This is a genomic window from Streptomyces sp. NPDC020379 (genome assembly GCF_044387105.1).
In the GTDB taxonomy this organism is placed as follows: domain Bacteria; phylum Actinomycetota; class Actinomycetes; order Streptomycetales; family Streptomycetaceae; genus Streptomyces.
Genome location: NZ_JBIRVR010000005.1, coordinates 43,428 through 57,758 on the forward strand (window position 1 = coordinate 43,428; position 14,331 = coordinate 57,758).

Consider the following 14,331-nt stretch of genomic DNA (forward strand, 5'->3'; position numbering starts at 1 on the left):
ACGAGTTGGTACGAGCGAGCGTTTCTGATGACCAGGAGTCACCCGGCCCGGCGAACGTTCCACCAACGGTCCCCTCATACATGTCCGTTACACGCACGACCCGGCCACGCGCACCACCACACGCCGCCGGCCAGCCGGGACGCGGTTCCCGCCACCGTTTCGCACCTGTCCGCGGCGGCCGCCCGCTGGGACAGACCCGTGACCCGGCGGATCTTGACCACGGCGGTGGCATGCTCTCCTCAACCCGTCCCGCCCGCACCCGCAGGGGAATCGGCTGCCGACCTTTGGCCGGGCGATCCCCGCTCGGAAGACCTCAACCGTGCCTTCCGGTTGCCGGCGGGCCGCACCCCGGCCGGGCTCCGCGGTCTCACCGGCTGGGCCGGTGTCCACGTCGGCGGTCCACGTGTGTACGCGATCCACGGCTCGCCTTCGGATTGCGGTGATCCCCCTCGCTGCCAGGTGTGACGCGCCAGTTCGTCGGCTCGGATGCCGCGCTCCAGGCAAAGCCCACCCGGGCATGTCACGGATCCCCCCGCGCTCTCCGTCGTACGGGCAGCAGCGACCGACACGACGCGGAGGTCTGTCATGGCCCGCATTTCCCTCGCTCCCCGGCGCACCCCACTCGTCCGGCTGATCCGGTGGTACTGCGAGCGCAGTTACGGCAAGGTTCTCGACCCGGTGATGGCCTACGCGCACAACGGGCGCGTCGTGCTCGCCATCAGTGGGCTCGAGTTGGCGGCGGGCCGGTGGAAGAGGGCCGACCCGGGGCTCAAGGCGCTCGCGGTGATGGCTTCGGCCACGTCCATCGGGTGCTCGTGGTGCATGGACTTCGGCTACTGGGAGCACCACCGGCACGGCATGGCGCCCGAGAAGCTGCGCGACGTGCCGCGCTGGCGGGAGAGCGAGGTCTACACCCCGCTGGAGCGGGACGTCATGGCGTACGCCGAGGCGATGTCCGCGACTCCGCCGACCGTCACGGACGAGCTGGTGGAGAGGCTGCGCAGGCATCTCGACGACGCCGCGCTGGTCGAGCTGACGTCGATGGTCGCGGTGGAGAACCTCCGTTCCCGCACGAACGCGGCACTCGGCCTGACGAGCCAGGGTTTCAAGGACAGGTGTGAGGTCCGCGCCGCCGGCTCAGGGACCGCCCCCACACCCCCCACCGCACCCTGAGTGCGACCCGCACACGTGGCCGTGGGACGAGCACGTCGGGAAGGAGCACATCGGCCCGAAACCGCTGCCCGCCCCAAGGGACTTGTCCGTCCGCTCGGGCTTCGCCGCCCGGAACAGCTGGTCGCGCAGGACGCCGTCCGGGAGGGCCGAGGGGCCTTCGAGGGCGACCCGGCCGGCGGGGCCCGTCGGGTGCGCGGCCCGCGCCGCGCGGCGGCCCGCCGGGGTCGCCCTCGACCAGCGGACGCGGATCGCCAGGCGCAGCGCGACACCGCAGGCCACGCACGCGAGGAGGGAGAACGGCACCGGATACGTGCGCGTGGCGAGGAGCAGCGCCGATGCCATGAGGGTGGCGGCGGTCAGGCCCGCCGTGTGCAGTCGCCCGGCCCGGCGGCCGGCCGGGCCGGGCCCGGAGGGCGCGAGCAGACCCCCGGTCATCAGCGCCGACTGGATGTCCCGCACGGCCGGTGCGCCCAGCAGTGCCATCCGAGCGCCGCGTATGGTGCAGGACCAGCGGTCACCGCAGCACTTGAGCAGGGCGCGCTCGACCGGGTCGTACGTGACGGGGCTGAGCACCTCGAGCATGCCGTCGGTGGTCACCGTGATCCGCCCGTCGTCGGCCATCACGGTGATGACCGTGTCCGCGACCCGCAGCGGGCCGCCCGTCAGGCACGCCACCTCCAGCAGGCCCGGCGTGCCGCTCCCGGTGCGTGTCGGCGCGATCGCCCGGCGGCGTGACCGGAGCAGCAGGGCCGAGGGGAGCGCGACGGTGGCCGTCGCGACGGCGAGTGCGATTGCCCATGCGGTGATCATGCTGTCACGTGCCTTTCGCGGAACGCGGTGCCGGGCGGGCGGGACGGGGCGCGGCACGCGGCCGGAGGGCCCGTACGGCCGCGGCGAAACGGGCCCGCGGCGGCCGCGGCGTCGCACGCCAGTCGGCCAGGCGACGGCGGCGCCCGGGGTCGCGGGGGAGGCCGGCGGCCAGGAGGTGGTCGGCGAAGGCCGTGGCGTCGTCGTGGTATCCGCCGGTGAGGGGCCGGGTACGGGCGTAGGCGAGGAAGAGGCCGCGGAACTCCTCGCCCAGGGCGGCGGGGAGTCCGGGCGCGACCCCGGCCACGGTGGCCGCCCGCTTGGCGAGCAGGATCCGGCGCTGCACGTCGAGCCGCGCCCGGTCGAAGCCCCGTGGCGGCGGGCCGCCCGCGACGAGCGCGGCCAGCAGGGCGGCCTGGTCCCGGGCGAGGCGGGCGCGGGCCTGCTCCAGGCCGGGGTCAGACACGGCCGGTGCCCGGGGTCACCACGGCGCGTACGGCCGCGAGTTCCGCCGCGAGCTCGTCCGGGCCCGGGAAGCGGCCGTCGCGCTCCAGCAGGACGCCGGGCGGCTGCCCGCGGGCGCACAGCTCGGCGAGCAGGCGCAGCACCGGCGGGGGCACGGGGTGGGCGTGCGTGTCGTACCAGATGCCGTCCGCCTCCACGCCCCCGGCGACATGGACGTACGCGACGGCCTCCAGAGGGAGGGCGTCCAGCGTCTCGGCGGGGTCCTGGCCCAGGTTGACGTGGTTGGTGTGGAGGTTGGCCACGTCGACGACCAGCCCGACCCCGGTGCGCTCGGCCACCTCGGCGAGGAACTGACCCTCCGTGAACTCCTCGTCGGGCCAGCGCAGACAGGCGGCGACATTCTCCAACGCAAGGGGTACGGGCAGGAATTGCCGGGCCAGGCGGATGTTCGCGCAGATGACGTCGAGCGCGTCGCGCGTGCGCGGCACGGGCAGCAGGTGCCCGGCCTCCATGCGGGGCGTGCCGGTCCGCGGGCCTCCCGCGCGCACGGTCGCGAGGTGCTCGGTGACCAGCGGCGCGCCGAGCGCCTCGGCGCGCTCGGCGAGGGCGGCCAGCCGCGCGAGGTCGGGTCGGTCCGCGTCGCCGAGCCCCAGGGTGACGCCGTGCGGGACGACGGGGACGCCATGGGCGCGCAACCGCCTTACGGGGCCGGGGAGGTGGGCGGGGTCGATGTTCTCCGCGACGACCTCCACCCAGTCGGGAGGGGGGAGCCGGGCGAGGGTGTCGGCGAGCTCGGGCCGCCAGCCGATGCCCGTGCCGAGATTGCGCATGGGCCCACCCCCGTGTCCCCGCGCGTCCGAAATGGCCGCGTAAAGGGCTGATGCCCCGCCGTCGTGCGGCTCAACCCGGATTTTCCCCGCCCGGCCGCAGCGGCCGGGAAAGCGTCAGGGCTTCTGCCCCACCCCGCCGTAGAAGATCGTGCTGTTGAGCTCCTCCGCGCTCGGCACCGGGCCGTCCGGACGCCACAGCGGCACCCGCACCAGGCCCGGGTCCTGGAGCGCGAAGTCGCCGAAGAGGGGCTCGATCGCCGTGCGGTCCCGCAGGTTCAGGGCCGCGGTCGCGTTCTTGTACGTGCCGAGCACGCTGTCCCGCGCCTTGACGTCCGTATAGCCGCCCGCGTAGCCCTCGTACGGCTCGGCCGTGGCGTGGGAGAGCACCAGGCGGCTGCCGGAGGGGAGCGCGGCGCCGAGCGTGGCGACGATGCCGGCCGGGTCCTCCTCGTCCTTCACGAAGTGCAGGACGGCCACCAGCAGCAGGGCCACCGGCTCGGTGAAGTCGATGAGTCCGCGCACGACGGGGTGGGCCAGGACGGCCTCCGGCTCGCGCACGTCACCGAGGACGAACGCGGCGTGCCCGGCGCCGGTGAGCTTCGCGCCGGCGTGGGTCGCCACGATCGGGTCGTTGTCGACGTACGCGACGCGGACGTCCCCGGCACTCTCGTGGGCCACCTCATGGGTGTTCGGCGAGGTGGGAATGCCGGTGCCGATGTCGATGATCTGGCGGATGCCGTCGCGCACGCAATCCCGCACGGCGCGGCGGAGAAAGGCGCGGTTGGCGCGGGCCGAAAGCCGCACCTGCGGGTGCACCTGGATGACGTGTTCCGCGGCCTGCCGGTCGACCTCGTAGTTGTCCCAGCCGCCGAGGTAGTAGTCGTACATGCGCGCGGGATGCGGCCTGCTGGTGTCTATTTCCTCGGCCGAGAAGCCCCGCTCGCTCACACCGTGCTCATTCATTCGCAGCTCACACTCGTTCCCGCGAGAAGGAAGTCGGCCTGGCCGGCCTTCGCGCCTCTGATGAAGCTTTCGATTTCGTGGTGCGTGTAGATCAGCGCCGGGCCTTCCGGATCGGTGGACTGGCGCAGGGCGACCCGGCCGTCCCCCAGCCGCATGGCCTCGACGCAACTTCCCCCGTTGCCGCCGCTCCACGGCTTGCTCCACCCCTCGGTGCCGAGATCGGTGGCAGGCATGCCGTTGTATATGCGATCCATGGTTCAGATCTCCTTACGAATGCCACCGAGGACGGCCTTGGTGGTGTGTGCCGGCGCGGCCTGCGCGCACATGCGGTCCAGCGCTTCCAGGAAGGCCGAGACATCGTCGCGCTGGTCGAAGTAGGAGGCCCCGACCAGGTTTTCCGCGTAGGCGATGTCCGGCAGTTCGGCGAGCGGGAACCGGAAGATATGGAACGGTCCGTACATCGCCGGATGCGGCCCGGCGGCGAACGGCATGATCTGGAGCCGGACGTTCGGCAGGTCGGTCGCCTCCATGAGCCGGGCGATCTGCGCGCGCATGATGTCCGGCCCGCCGATGGGCCTGCGCAGCACGGTCTCGTCCATCACCACCCAGAGCAGGGGCGCGCCGTCCTGGGTGAGCAGCGCCTGGCGCTGCCTGCGGACGGTGACCGCGCGGTCGATGTCGGCGGCGGGCGCGTGCGGCATGCCGGCGCGGAGCACGGCGCGCGCGTAGTCCTCGGTCTGCAACAGCCCGGGGACGTAGTGCGGTTCGTACGCGCGAATGAGATTGGCCTCTCCTTCGAGGCTCACAAAAGCGCTGAACCATTCGGGGAGGACATCGCGGAAACGGTGCCACCAGCCGGGGCGGTTGGCCTCACGGGCGAGGGAGAGAAAGCTCTCGACCTCTTCCGGCCCGGCGACGCCGTAGACGCGCAGCAATTTCTCCACATAGGGGAGCTTCAGGCCGACTTCGGCCTTCTCCATTCTGCGGACCGTGGCATGGGTCACATCGAGGGCGCGGCCCGCGTCCTCATAGGACAGCCCGGCCTTCTCCCGGAGGTCCTGAAGCCGTTTGCCGAGTACGACCCGAAGGACGGTCGGGGCGCCTGTCGGCCGCGCGTCCGCCACTGTTCTTCCCCCTCCGTGCCGTCAGCGGCTGTCATATGCCCGCAGTGTGCCATGCGCCCTCCGGAGCGCACAGACTGCCCTGACGATTCTGCAAATTACAGATTGAACCTTGCCACACATGACCGGCATCGCACATAGTTGCGGAGTGGTCCCCTCCCATGACGCACCTTCGCTCGGACGCTACGGCAGTTCCATGGCCGCGCGTCTCCAGGACGCCTTTCACTTCCCGGCTCTCAACACCTCGGTGGCGGAGGCGCGCAGACGAGTCGCCGCGCAGCTGCGGGAGTGGGGAATCGATGAAGTGGCGTGCGATGACGCCCAATTGGTGGTTTCGGAACTCTTCACCAATGCCGTCCGGCACACGGACAGCGAAAAGGTCAGCTGTCAACTGCGCCTGAGCGGCGCGCACGTACGGATAGAGGTCACCGACCAGGGGCACACCTCGACGGAGCCGCGGGCGCGGTGCAGCGGCGCGGACGAGGAGAGCGGGCGCGGGCTGCTGCTGGTCGGTGTGCTGTCGAAGGCGTGGGGGGTCCGGCCCGACGACAGCGGCCGAGGCCGTGTCGTCTGGGCCGACCTGCCGCACGGGCGGCTTCCCCGCTGACCCGCCGGGTGGACTACAGCGGCAGGAGATCGGGCCGCTTGGGCTCCACGTGGTCCCCCGAGGACTCGCCGCGCAGCCGGCGGCCGATCCACGGCACCAGGTGCTCGCGCGCCCAGTGGATGTTGTCGCGGCGCACCTCGGCGGGGGAGCGCTGCCCCTCGTCGGGCCACGGCTGGTCCGGATCGGCGGGCACCTCCAGGCCCAGCACCTGGGCGGCGCGCAGCGCGACGCGCGTGTGCCCGTCCGGCGACAGGTGGAGGCGGTCGTCGCTCCAGGCCCGCCGGTCCTGGACCGAGCGCAGCGACCACAGGTCGAGGACCGGGCAGCCGTGCCGGTCGGCGATGGCGCGGACGTGGGCGGTGTAGGTCGCGATCTTGCCGCGCAGATGGCGCAGGACCGGCATGCCGCGGGTGTCGAAGCCGGTGCACAGCAGCACCGTGCCGACCGAACCGGCGAGGTCCGCGACGGCCGCCTCGTAGCGCGCGGCCACGTCGTCCGGGTCGCTGCCCGGCCGCAGGATGTCGTTGCCCCCGGCGCAGAACGTCACGAGGTCCGGGCTGAGCTCCTTCGCCCGGGGCACCTGCTCCTCCACGATCTGGTCGAGGAGGCGGCCGCGGACGGCGAGGTTGGCGTACCGGAAGGCGTGCTCGGCGTGCTGGTCGGAGAGGAGTACCGCCAGCCGGTCGGCCCAGCCGATGAAGGCGTCGTCCGGCCCCGGGTCCCCGACGCCCTCGGTGAAGCTGTCCCCGACGGCTGCGTACGACCCGATCGTGCTCTTGCTGAATGCTTGCGAATCGTCTGCCACGTCAGCACATCTTTCACCTTCGGGAGTGACTTACGCCACCGTAACCAGGGGTTGACGTGCAGTGATGTATCCCACCCCGGAAAAATCGACCCGAGCGGAATACGTCGGCGCGGGTGCCCACGACGGCTGATGGACCGTACGACCGCTGTCGTAAAGTCGCCTCGTCGCCTCGTCGACGAACAGCGTCGACGGCCGAACCTGGGAGCGCCCGTGACGCAGACGCCGCATGTCCCGTCCACCGAGCCCGAGCCGGCGGGGGTCCGCAACTTCCGCGATCTGGGCGGCCTTCCGGCCGCCGACGGGCGGCGCGTACGGCCCGGCGTCCTCTTCCGCAGCGGCCACCTCGCCCACGCGACCGAGGAGGACCGGCACTTCTTCGGCACCCTGCGCCTGCACACGGTCTTCGACTTCCGCAACGCCGCCGACATCGAGCTCGACGGCCCCGACGCCGAGTTGCTCGGCGTGCGCAACGTCAACATCCCGCTCAGCGACCCCGCGTACGGCGCCGAGTTCTGGAAACTGGTCCGCGCCGGGGACCTCGAACGGCTGCGGGAGGTGATGGCCGGCACGAAGGGCGCGGACCGGATGTGTGCGAGCTACCGCGAGATCATCACCACTCGCACCGCCGAGCACGGCCGTGTCCTGCGCATGATCGCCGAGGACGCCGTGCCCGTCCTCATGCACTGCGCCGCCGGGAAGGACCGGGCGGGGCTGGCGATCGCGATCACCCTGCTCGCGCTCGGGGTGCCGCGCGACGTCATCGAGGCGGACTACCTGGAGTCGAACGCGCCGCACCGGCGCTACCGGATGCGGCGGCCGCGACCGGCCGAGCCGCCGGAGATCACGGCGCTGCTGTCGCCCATGTTCGAAGCGCGCGCGGAGTACCTCGCCGCGGCGTTCGCGGCGATGGAGGAGACGTGGGGCACGGCCGACCGCTATCTCGCCGACGGGCTCGGGCTCACCGGGACGACGCGGGAGCGGCTGCGGCAGCGGTTGCTCACGGACTAGCCCTCTGCTCGCACCTCCACGGCGCGGCCCCGCCGGGCGTCGGCCTACGCTGGCGGTATGGACGACGCGCTCTTCCCCCGCCCCCGGGCCGAGATCGCCCCGGGCGCCGTCCACCTGCCCGGCTGGCTGACCCCCGCCGCGCAGGCCCGGCTGCTCGCCGCCTGCCGGGAGTGGGCCAGGCCGCCCGCCGGACTGCGGACCGTGCGGATGCCGGGCGGCGGGGAGATGTCCGTACGGACGGTCTGCCTCGGCCGGCACTGGTTCCCCTACGGCTACGCCCGCACCGTCGTCGACGGCGACGGCGCGCCCGTGAAGCCGTTCCCGCCCTGGCTGGGCGAGCTCGCGCGGGCGGCCGTCGCCGACGCCTGTGGCACGGCGGCGGCCGACGTGCCGCCGTACGACGTCACCCTCGTGAACTTCTATGGCCCCGGCGCGAAGATGGGCATGCACCAGGACCGTGACGAGAAGGCCGACGCACCGGTGGTCTCGCTCAGCCTCGGTGACGCCTGCGTCTTCCGGTTCGGCAACGTGAGCGGCCGGGACCGGCCCTGGACGGACGTCGAGCTGCGCAGCGGTGACCTCTTCGTCTTCGGCGGTCCCGCGCGCCTGGCCTTCCACGGCGTGCCGCGCACCCTGCCGGACACCGCGCCGCCCGCGCTCGGGCTGTCGGGGCGGCTGAACATCACGCTCCGGGTGAGCGGGCTCTGAGCCGGGCCATACTCGGCATGCTCATGGAAAAAATCGCGTGCGGCCAGGGCCGCGACCCTGCACAGTGGGCACCGGGGGCGGCTTCCGCTGCCGCCGTCCGGGCCTCTGTCGGGGGTGGGCCCGGGCGGTGGCACGCGGAGTTCGCGCGGGCGCGGCCGGGACGTCGGGAGGGGGTCACCGGCCGCCGGTGCTCCGGGGCAGATAATGGCGTGACCTGCCCGCTTCTCCTTGGAGGTGCCGTGACCGGCTTCCGCCCGAAAAGCTCACCGCTCGACGCTCTGCGCCCGGCCGCGTTCGGGGCGGACCCTTCCGGGGAGCGGATGGAGCGCATCCGGCGGTCGCCGAACTTCGCCGACGGGGTGTTCACCAACCCCGTGGCCGCCGACCGCACCCCCTCGGGCTCCCTGCTGAAATTCCTGCCGACCTACTTCCGCAAGGAGGAGCGGGTCCGGCGCACCCCCGCCGGACATGTGCCCGTCCACCCCACGACCATCGCCGACCTGGCCGTCCCCGCCGCCTCCGGGCTGCGGCTGACGTGGCTCGGGCACTCCAGCGTGCTCGCGGAGATCGACGGCCACCGGGTGCTGTTCGACCCCGTGTGGTCGGAGCGCTGTTCCCCCTTCGCGTTCGCCGGCCCCAGGCGGCTGCACCCGGTGCCGGTGCCGCTGGCCGAGATCGGGCGGCTGGACGTGGTGGTCATCTCCCATGACCACTACGACCACTTGGACATGGCGACGGTCAGGGCCCTGGCCCGTACGGGCGTCCGCTTCGCCGTACCGCTGGGCGTCGGCGCCCACTTGGAGCACTGGGGCGTCAGGCCCGACCGCGTGACCGAGCTGGACTGGCACGAGTCGACCGTGGTGGGCGGCCTCACCCTCACCGCCACCCCCGCACGGCACTTCTGCGGCCGGGCGCTGCGCAACACCCAGCACACCCTGTGGGCTTCGTGGGCGGTCGCCGGCCCCGAGCACCGTGTCTTCCACAGCGGGGACACCGGTTACTTCCCGGGCTTCACGGACATCGGCGCCCAGTACGGGCCGTTCGACGCGACGATGGTGCAGATCGGTGCCTATAGCGAGTTCTGGCCAGACATCCATATGACGCCTGAAGAGGGCATGCGCGCCCATCTCGACCTCCAGGGCGAGGCCGCGCGCGGCGTCATGCTGCCCATCCACTGGGGCACCTTCAACCTCGCCCCGCACTCCTGGGAGGAGCCCGTCGAAGGTTCCGTCGCGGCAGCTCAGCGCCATGGTGCACGGGTCGCCACGCCGCGGCCCGGGCAGCCCTTCGAGCCCGCGGGCACGCTGCCGTCCGACCCGTGGTGGCGGCCGATCGCGTTCCAACCGGTCGTGTCCCGGCCCGCGCCGCCGCGGGAGCGGGCCGACGAGGCGGAGGCCACCGTAGGCGCGTAGTGCGGCGGTGACTCCTGATGTGGAAGTGGCGCGTTCCCGCTCTGGTGTGGAACGCACCTCTTGTGGCGGAATTTGATCTCCCGCTTCAATGCCGGTCATTCGTCAGGAAACCTTCCTGACAGCTGACCGGGAAACGGAGAGCCGCCGCATGCCCACGCGTATCTCGAAGAGGACCAGCCGCCTCGCCCTGCTCGGACTGGCCGTGGCCGTCCCGGCCTCGCTCGCTCTCGCGGGCGTCGGCCAGGCGGCCGCCGCCCCCGGTGGCACCGCTCCGGCCACCGCCCGGATACAGGCGGACCGGGCCGGGGCCGGCCTGGAGGACCCGCACGCCAAGGACATCGCGATGCAACTGGTGGCCAGCGCGGAGAACTCCACGCTGAACTGGCGGGCGCAGTTCGCCTACATCGAGCCCTACGACGACGGCCGCGGCTACACCGGCGGCATCATCGGCTTCACCTCGGGCACCGGCGACATGCTCGAACTCGTCGAGGGCTACACCAAGACGAAGCCGGACAACCCGCTCGCGAAGTACCTCCCCGCGCTCCGCAAGGCCAACGGCAGCGACTCGCACGCCGGTCTCGGCAAGCCCTTCGAGGCCGCCTGGAAGAAGGCCGCCGAGGACAAGGCGTTCCGCGACGCCCAGGAAACCCTGCGCGACCGCATGTACTTCGACCCCGCCGTCAAGCAGGCGAAGGCCGACGGCCTGCGCACCCTCGGCCAGTTCGTCTACTACGACGCGATCGTCATGCACGGCCCCGGCGACAGCGAGGACAGCTTCGGCGGCATCCGCAAGGCGGCCATGGCCAAGGCGAAGACCCCGGCCCAGGGCGGTGACGAGAAGACCTACCTCCACGCCTTCTTCGACGCCCGCAAGAAGATCATGAAGAAGGAGGAGGCGCACAGCGACACCAGCCGGATCGACACCGAGCAGCGCGTCTTCCTCGACAACGGCAACTTCGACCTCCGCCCGCCGCTGAAGTGGAAGGTCTACGGCGACTCCTACCAGATCAACCAGTAGCCGACGGCTCCCCGCGCGCCCTTCGGCACGGTGCGCGGGGACCGGCTGTTCCGGGCGTCTGTCAGAAGTGCGGCAGCTCCATGTCGCAGCAGGAGTCGCGGCGCAACTGCCGCCCGACCTCCAGCCACTCACCGTGCGAGCGCGCCGCGTGCGCCGCCCGGTCGCCCGCGCCGCCGTACGCCCCCACCAGATCCGCCTGCTCGAACGGGATCCCGCCGCGCAGCACCGACACCGTGCGCACGAGCGTGTCGAAATCCGTGAACGGGTCGCCGTCCACGATCGTCACATCGGCCAGCTTCCCGGCCTCCAGCGTGCCCAGCTCCCGCTCCGCGCCGAACACCCGCGCGGGCAGGACCGTCGCCGTCCGCAGCGCCTGCGCCGGTGACAGGCCGTAGCGGTGCAGGGCCCGCAGGCCCAGGTGCAGGGACAGCCCGATCGGCACCAGCGGCGCGTCCGTGCCCAGCGCGACGATGCCGCCGCCGGACAGGACACGGCGGTAGACGTCGATCTCCCGCTCCAGTGTGGCCAGTTGGTCCGCCGTCGGCGCGGCCTTCGCCGTCTCGCGCACGACCGCCACATCCCACGGCGGCATCAGCTCCGTCACCCGCGGATCCGCCGCCAGCGCCGGGGTCTCGCCGAGCAGCGGCACCGAGGTGAAGATCGTGGCGATCATATGGAAGTCCGTACCGGTGTAGATCTCCACCAGATCCTCGTACGCACGGCCCGTGGCCGTCGTCGCGTGCCCGAACTCCAGCCGCTGCGTGGCCTGGAGATGGGTCGTCAGGTCCTGCCCCAGCTGCACACCGGGCGAGCAGAGGTGACTGCCCGCCCGCACCCCGAGCCGGTCGTGGGCGTACCGCGCGGCCTCCTCCATCACCCAACCCGGCGCGCGGACATACGTCTTGACGAAGTCCCAGTCGAGCCCGGCCCCCCGCTCCAGCGACCTCCGCAGTCCCTCGCGGGTGCGGTGCGGGCGGCCCATGCTGTACGCGACCCGCGCCCCGTCCAGCAGCTCACCGGTGGCCAGTAGCCGGGGCCCGGCCAGCGCCCCCGACGCCACGGCCTCGCGGATCCGGGCCTGTTCGTAGGCGAAGCCGCCGAGCGAGACCGCCGTGGTGATCCCGTACGCCAGCTGGAGCGCCGTCTGCCGCCCGCCGTAGGTGCTCTGCCAGGGATGTGTGTGCGCGTCCCACAGGCCGGGGAGCACCGTGTGCCCCGAGGCGTCGACGGTGCGCAGGGCGGGGCGCCGGGACCGGTGCGGCTCCACGGAGGCGAGGCGGCCGTCGCGCACCACGAGATCGACGTCCTCGCGCACCGCCTCCCCCGTGCCGTCCCAGAACCTCCCGGCGCGCACGACCGTGTCCGCGGGTGTCGGCCGCCGGTAGTCGAGCGCGACCGGGACCGTACGGGCCGGGCCGCCCGTCACGTCCAGCAGCCGCAGCCGCCCCGCCGACAGATACAGGATGTGCCGGGAGTCCGCGGACCACGACGGGTGGTCGGCCGCCTCGTCCGTCAGCCGGCGCGGCTCGCCGTCGGGCGTCCCGTCGGGGCGCACGGGCAGCAGCCACAGCGCCGACTCGTGGATCACCGCCATGTGGCGGCCGTCCGGCGACCAGACGGGGCCGGAGTCGTAGCGGTCGGCGAGCGAGGCGTGCGGGGCGATGGCGTGGAGGCGGCTGCCGCCGTCGGCGGTGTCGAGCACCCGGATGAGGTTGTAGCCCTCGCGGAACCGCTGGTTGAGCCGGTTGCGGTCGCACAGCGCGAGATGGCGGCCGTCGGGCGACCAGCTCGGTCTGCCGGGCAGCCCGCCCGCGCCCAGGGGAGCCGCGAGCACCCGGTCCGTGCCGGCGGCGAGATCGCGCACCACGAGATTGCCCGACATGTCCAGGCTCGCCAGCCGGGTCCCGTCCGGTGACAGCGCCGGGAGCACGCGGCCGCCGTCGGCCAGCAGGGTCTCCTCGCCCGAGGCGAGGTCACGGCGCCGGACGGCCAGCAGCCCGTCGCGATCGTCGCTGTAGACCAGCGCCTTCCCGTCGCGGGTCCAGGCCGGCGCGAGCAGATAGCGGGTGGACGCCGCGCTCGTGACCTTGCGCGGCCGGCCGCCGGAAACATCCGCGATCCACAGGGAGTTGAGCGCCACGAACGCCACCTGCCGGCCGTCGGGCGACAGCGCCGGCAGATGCACGGCACGTGCCTTGTGCGTGCCACCGGCCTCGAAGTCGTACCGCTTGACTCTGTACCGGGGCCGGTCCAGCGGCAGCTTCGCGGTGAAGGGGATGGTGGCGACCGCCGCGGCGGCCGCGGCCTCCGCCTGTCCGGGCCGGATGATCCGGAACTGCCCGCCCACCGTGAGGAGCAGCTCCTCCCGCGACACCCACCGCGGCGGTACGGGCTCCACGTCCCCCTCGACCGGCACGGCCGTGCCGTCCACCACGAGCGTGCAGGACGCGGCGGGCGCCGCCGTCGTGCGCAGATAGGCCAGCCTGCCGCCGGGCGAGAGGGCCGGGGTCATCACCTGCGCGGCCGCCGCCTCGGTGTGCTCCACGCGCACCGGCCCCCGGCCGTCGGACGCCACCGACACGACCGTACGCGACTCCAGCCCGCCCGCCGCGACGCGCCCGCGGACGAACCACAGCCGCTTGCCGTCCGGCGACCACACCGGGTCGAAGTCCTCCCACGCGCCGTCCTGCCACGGCCCGTCCTGCCCGGCCAGGCCGCTGATCCGGGTCAGCGTGCGCGTCCGCACGTCCACCATCCACACGCGGTACGGGCTCCCGGCCACCGGGTCGCCGCCGCGCTCCGAGGCGAACGCGATCCGCGTGCCGTCCGGTGACCACGCGGGCCCGCGGTCGTCCCACGGCCCGTCCGTGAGCTGCCGCAGCCCGGAACCGTCGGGCCGCAGCGTCCAGAGGTGGAAGCCGCCGCCGCGATAGGCGCAGACGGCGAGCGTCCTGCCGTCGGGGGAGTGGACCGGGCGGGTGGGTTCGAGATCGGCGGGCGTGATCGCCACGGCCTCGCCACCGGCGCGGGGGACGGACCACAGGACGTTCTGCACCTCGGCGATCAGCCGGTCACCGGCCGGGGAGAGGGACGCGGAGCCGTTGGTCGCGGCAGTGAAGGACAGGGCGGCGCGCGGCGCGTGGGGGCTCGTCGCGGCGGCCACGTCGGCGGGGAGGGCGGCGGCGACGCCCGCCGCGGCCGCCGTACCGGCCGCGGCCTGCAGGAATCTGCGCCGGGAGAGTGCGGAGAGGGAGAAAACGGGTGCGCCGACCGGGCCGGGGGTGTCCAACTGTCCTCCTGGGGCGGGGGAGTTGCGGTGATGCGCGGGACGGCCCGATGGTTGCACGGGGGACGGGTCATGGGTCAACACCGCGCCCGACCGGTGCGGAGTCGCCCGCCGCCCCCGTCACGGGT

The 14,331-nt window shown here is 73.1% G+C and carries 12 protein-coding genes and 1 pseudogene; 6 read left to right on the forward strand and 7 right to left on the reverse strand.

Annotated features, from left to right (window positions below; translation table 11 throughout):
- The first annotated feature begins 585 nt into the window (after positions 1-585).
- On the forward strand, positions 586-1,173 hold the full coding sequence (locus tag ACH427_RS08345; protein ID WP_398868631.1) for a carboxymuconolactone decarboxylase family protein: 588 nt from the start codon (positions 586-588) through the stop codon (positions 1,171-1,173).
- Here ACH427_RS08345 and ACH427_RS08350 read toward each other — a convergent pair.
- From ACH427_RS08350 to ACH427_RS08370, 5 genes and pseudogenes are all read right to left on the reverse strand, one after another.
- A complete protein-coding gene (locus tag ACH427_RS08350; RefSeq protein WP_398868632.1) occupies positions 1,138-1,983 on the reverse strand; it encodes a TIGR04222 domain-containing membrane protein in 846 nt (281 codons plus the stop codon). The two genes, ACH427_RS08345 and ACH427_RS08350, sit on opposite strands and share 36 nt — an antisense overlap.
- 4 nt (positions 1,984-1,987) lie before the next feature.
- A pseudogene (locus ACH427_RS08355) lies at positions 1,988-3,275 on the reverse strand (DUF692 domain-containing protein).
- 114 nt (positions 3,276-3,389) lie between these two features.
- On the reverse strand, positions 3,390-4,238 hold the full coding sequence (locus ACH427_RS08360; protein WP_398868634.1) for an SAM-dependent methyltransferase: 849 nt from the start codon (positions 4,236-4,238) through the stop codon (positions 3,390-3,392).
- The gene (locus tag ACH427_RS08365; protein WP_116214726.1) at positions 4,235-4,492 is read right to left on the reverse strand and encodes a DUF397 domain-containing protein; all 258 of its coding nucleotides are present in this window, start codon (positions 4,490-4,492) and stop codon (positions 4,235-4,237) included. Before ACH427_RS08365 ends, ACH427_RS08360 begins: the two co-directional genes overlap by 4 nt.
- 3 nt (positions 4,493-4,495) lie before the next feature.
- Positions 4,496-5,362, reverse strand: a complete 867-nt coding sequence (locus tag ACH427_RS08370; protein ID WP_398868635.1) for a helix-turn-helix domain-containing protein — start codon at positions 5,360-5,362, stop codon at positions 4,496-4,498.
- A 193-nt stretch (positions 5,363-5,555) separates the two neighbouring features.
- Between ACH427_RS08370 and ACH427_RS08375 the strand changes: the two genes are divergently transcribed.
- Positions 5,556-5,966 (forward strand): ATP-binding protein, encoded by a 411-nt coding sequence (locus ACH427_RS08375; RefSeq protein WP_398868636.1) that lies wholly within the window; start codon positions 5,556-5,558, stop codon positions 5,964-5,966.
- 13 nt (positions 5,967-5,979) lie between these two features.
- Here ACH427_RS08375 and ACH427_RS08380 read toward each other — a convergent pair whose 3' ends face one another.
- Positions 5,980-6,771 carry an SGNH/GDSL hydrolase family protein gene (locus ACH427_RS08380; RefSeq protein ID WP_398868637.1) on the reverse strand — a complete coding sequence of 264 codons (792 nt, stop codon included), beginning with the start codon at positions 6,769-6,771 and terminating at the stop codon, positions 5,980-5,982.
- Between the two features lie 210 nt (positions 6,772-6,981).
- On the opposite strand from ACH427_RS08380, the gene ACH427_RS08385 reads away from it, so the two are divergent.
- From ACH427_RS08385 to ACH427_RS08400, 4 genes are all read left to right on the forward strand, one after another.
- Complete coding sequence (locus tag ACH427_RS08385) at positions 6,982-7,779, forward strand: tyrosine-protein phosphatase (protein WP_398868638.1); 798 nt, start codon at positions 6,982-6,984, stop codon at positions 7,777-7,779.
- 57 nt (positions 7,780-7,836) lie between these two features.
- Positions 7,837-8,487, forward strand: a complete 651-nt coding sequence (locus tag ACH427_RS08390) for an alpha-ketoglutarate-dependent dioxygenase AlkB family protein (protein ID WP_398868640.1) — start codon at positions 7,837-7,839, stop codon at positions 8,485-8,487.
- 239 nt (positions 8,488-8,726) lie between these two features.
- A complete protein-coding gene (locus ACH427_RS08395) occupies positions 8,727-9,899 on the forward strand; it encodes an MBL fold metallo-hydrolase (protein ID WP_398868641.1) in 1,173 nt (390 codons plus the stop codon).
- Between the two features lie 148 nt (positions 9,900-10,047).
- Positions 10,048-10,917 (forward strand): chitosanase, encoded by an 870-nt coding sequence (locus ACH427_RS08400; protein WP_398868643.1) that lies wholly within the window; start codon positions 10,048-10,050, stop codon positions 10,915-10,917.
- 61 nt (positions 10,918-10,978) lie between these two features.
- Here ACH427_RS08400 and ACH427_RS08405 read toward each other — a convergent pair whose 3' ends face one another.
- Positions 10,979-14,206 carry an LpqB family beta-propeller domain-containing protein gene (locus ACH427_RS08405; protein ID WP_398868644.1) on the reverse strand — a complete coding sequence of 1,076 codons (3,228 nt, stop codon included), beginning with the start codon at positions 14,204-14,206 and terminating at the stop codon, positions 10,979-10,981.
- Between the last annotated feature and the right edge of the window lie 125 nt (positions 14,207-14,331).

Excerpts from the sequence above, each read along its gene's own strand:
- ACH427_RS08345 (WP_398868631.1), top strand. The coding sequence starts at position 586 with ATGGCCCGCATTTCCCTCGCTCCCCGGCGCACCCCACTCGTCCGGCTG.
- ACH427_RS08350 (WP_398868632.1), bottom strand. The coding sequence starts at position 1,983 with ATGATCACCGCATGGGCAATCGCACTCGCCGTCGCGACGGCCACCGTC.
- ACH427_RS08360 (WP_398868634.1), bottom strand. The coding sequence starts at position 4,238 with ATGAATGAGCACGGTGTGAGCGAGCGGGGCTTCTCGGCCGAGGAAATA.
- ACH427_RS08365 (WP_116214726.1), bottom strand. The coding sequence starts at position 4,492 with ATGGATCGCATATACAACGGCATGCCTGCCACCGATCTCGGCACCGAG.
- ACH427_RS08375 (WP_398868636.1), top strand. The coding sequence starts at position 5,556 with ATGGCCGCGCGTCTCCAGGACGCCTTTCACTTCCCGGCTCTCAACACC.
- ACH427_RS08390 (WP_398868640.1), top strand. The coding sequence starts at position 7,837 with ATGGACGACGCGCTCTTCCCCCGCCCCCGGGCCGAGATCGCCCCGGGC.
- ACH427_RS08400 (WP_398868643.1), top strand. The coding sequence starts at position 10,048 with ATGCCCACGCGTATCTCGAAGAGGACCAGCCGCCTCGCCCTGCTCGGA.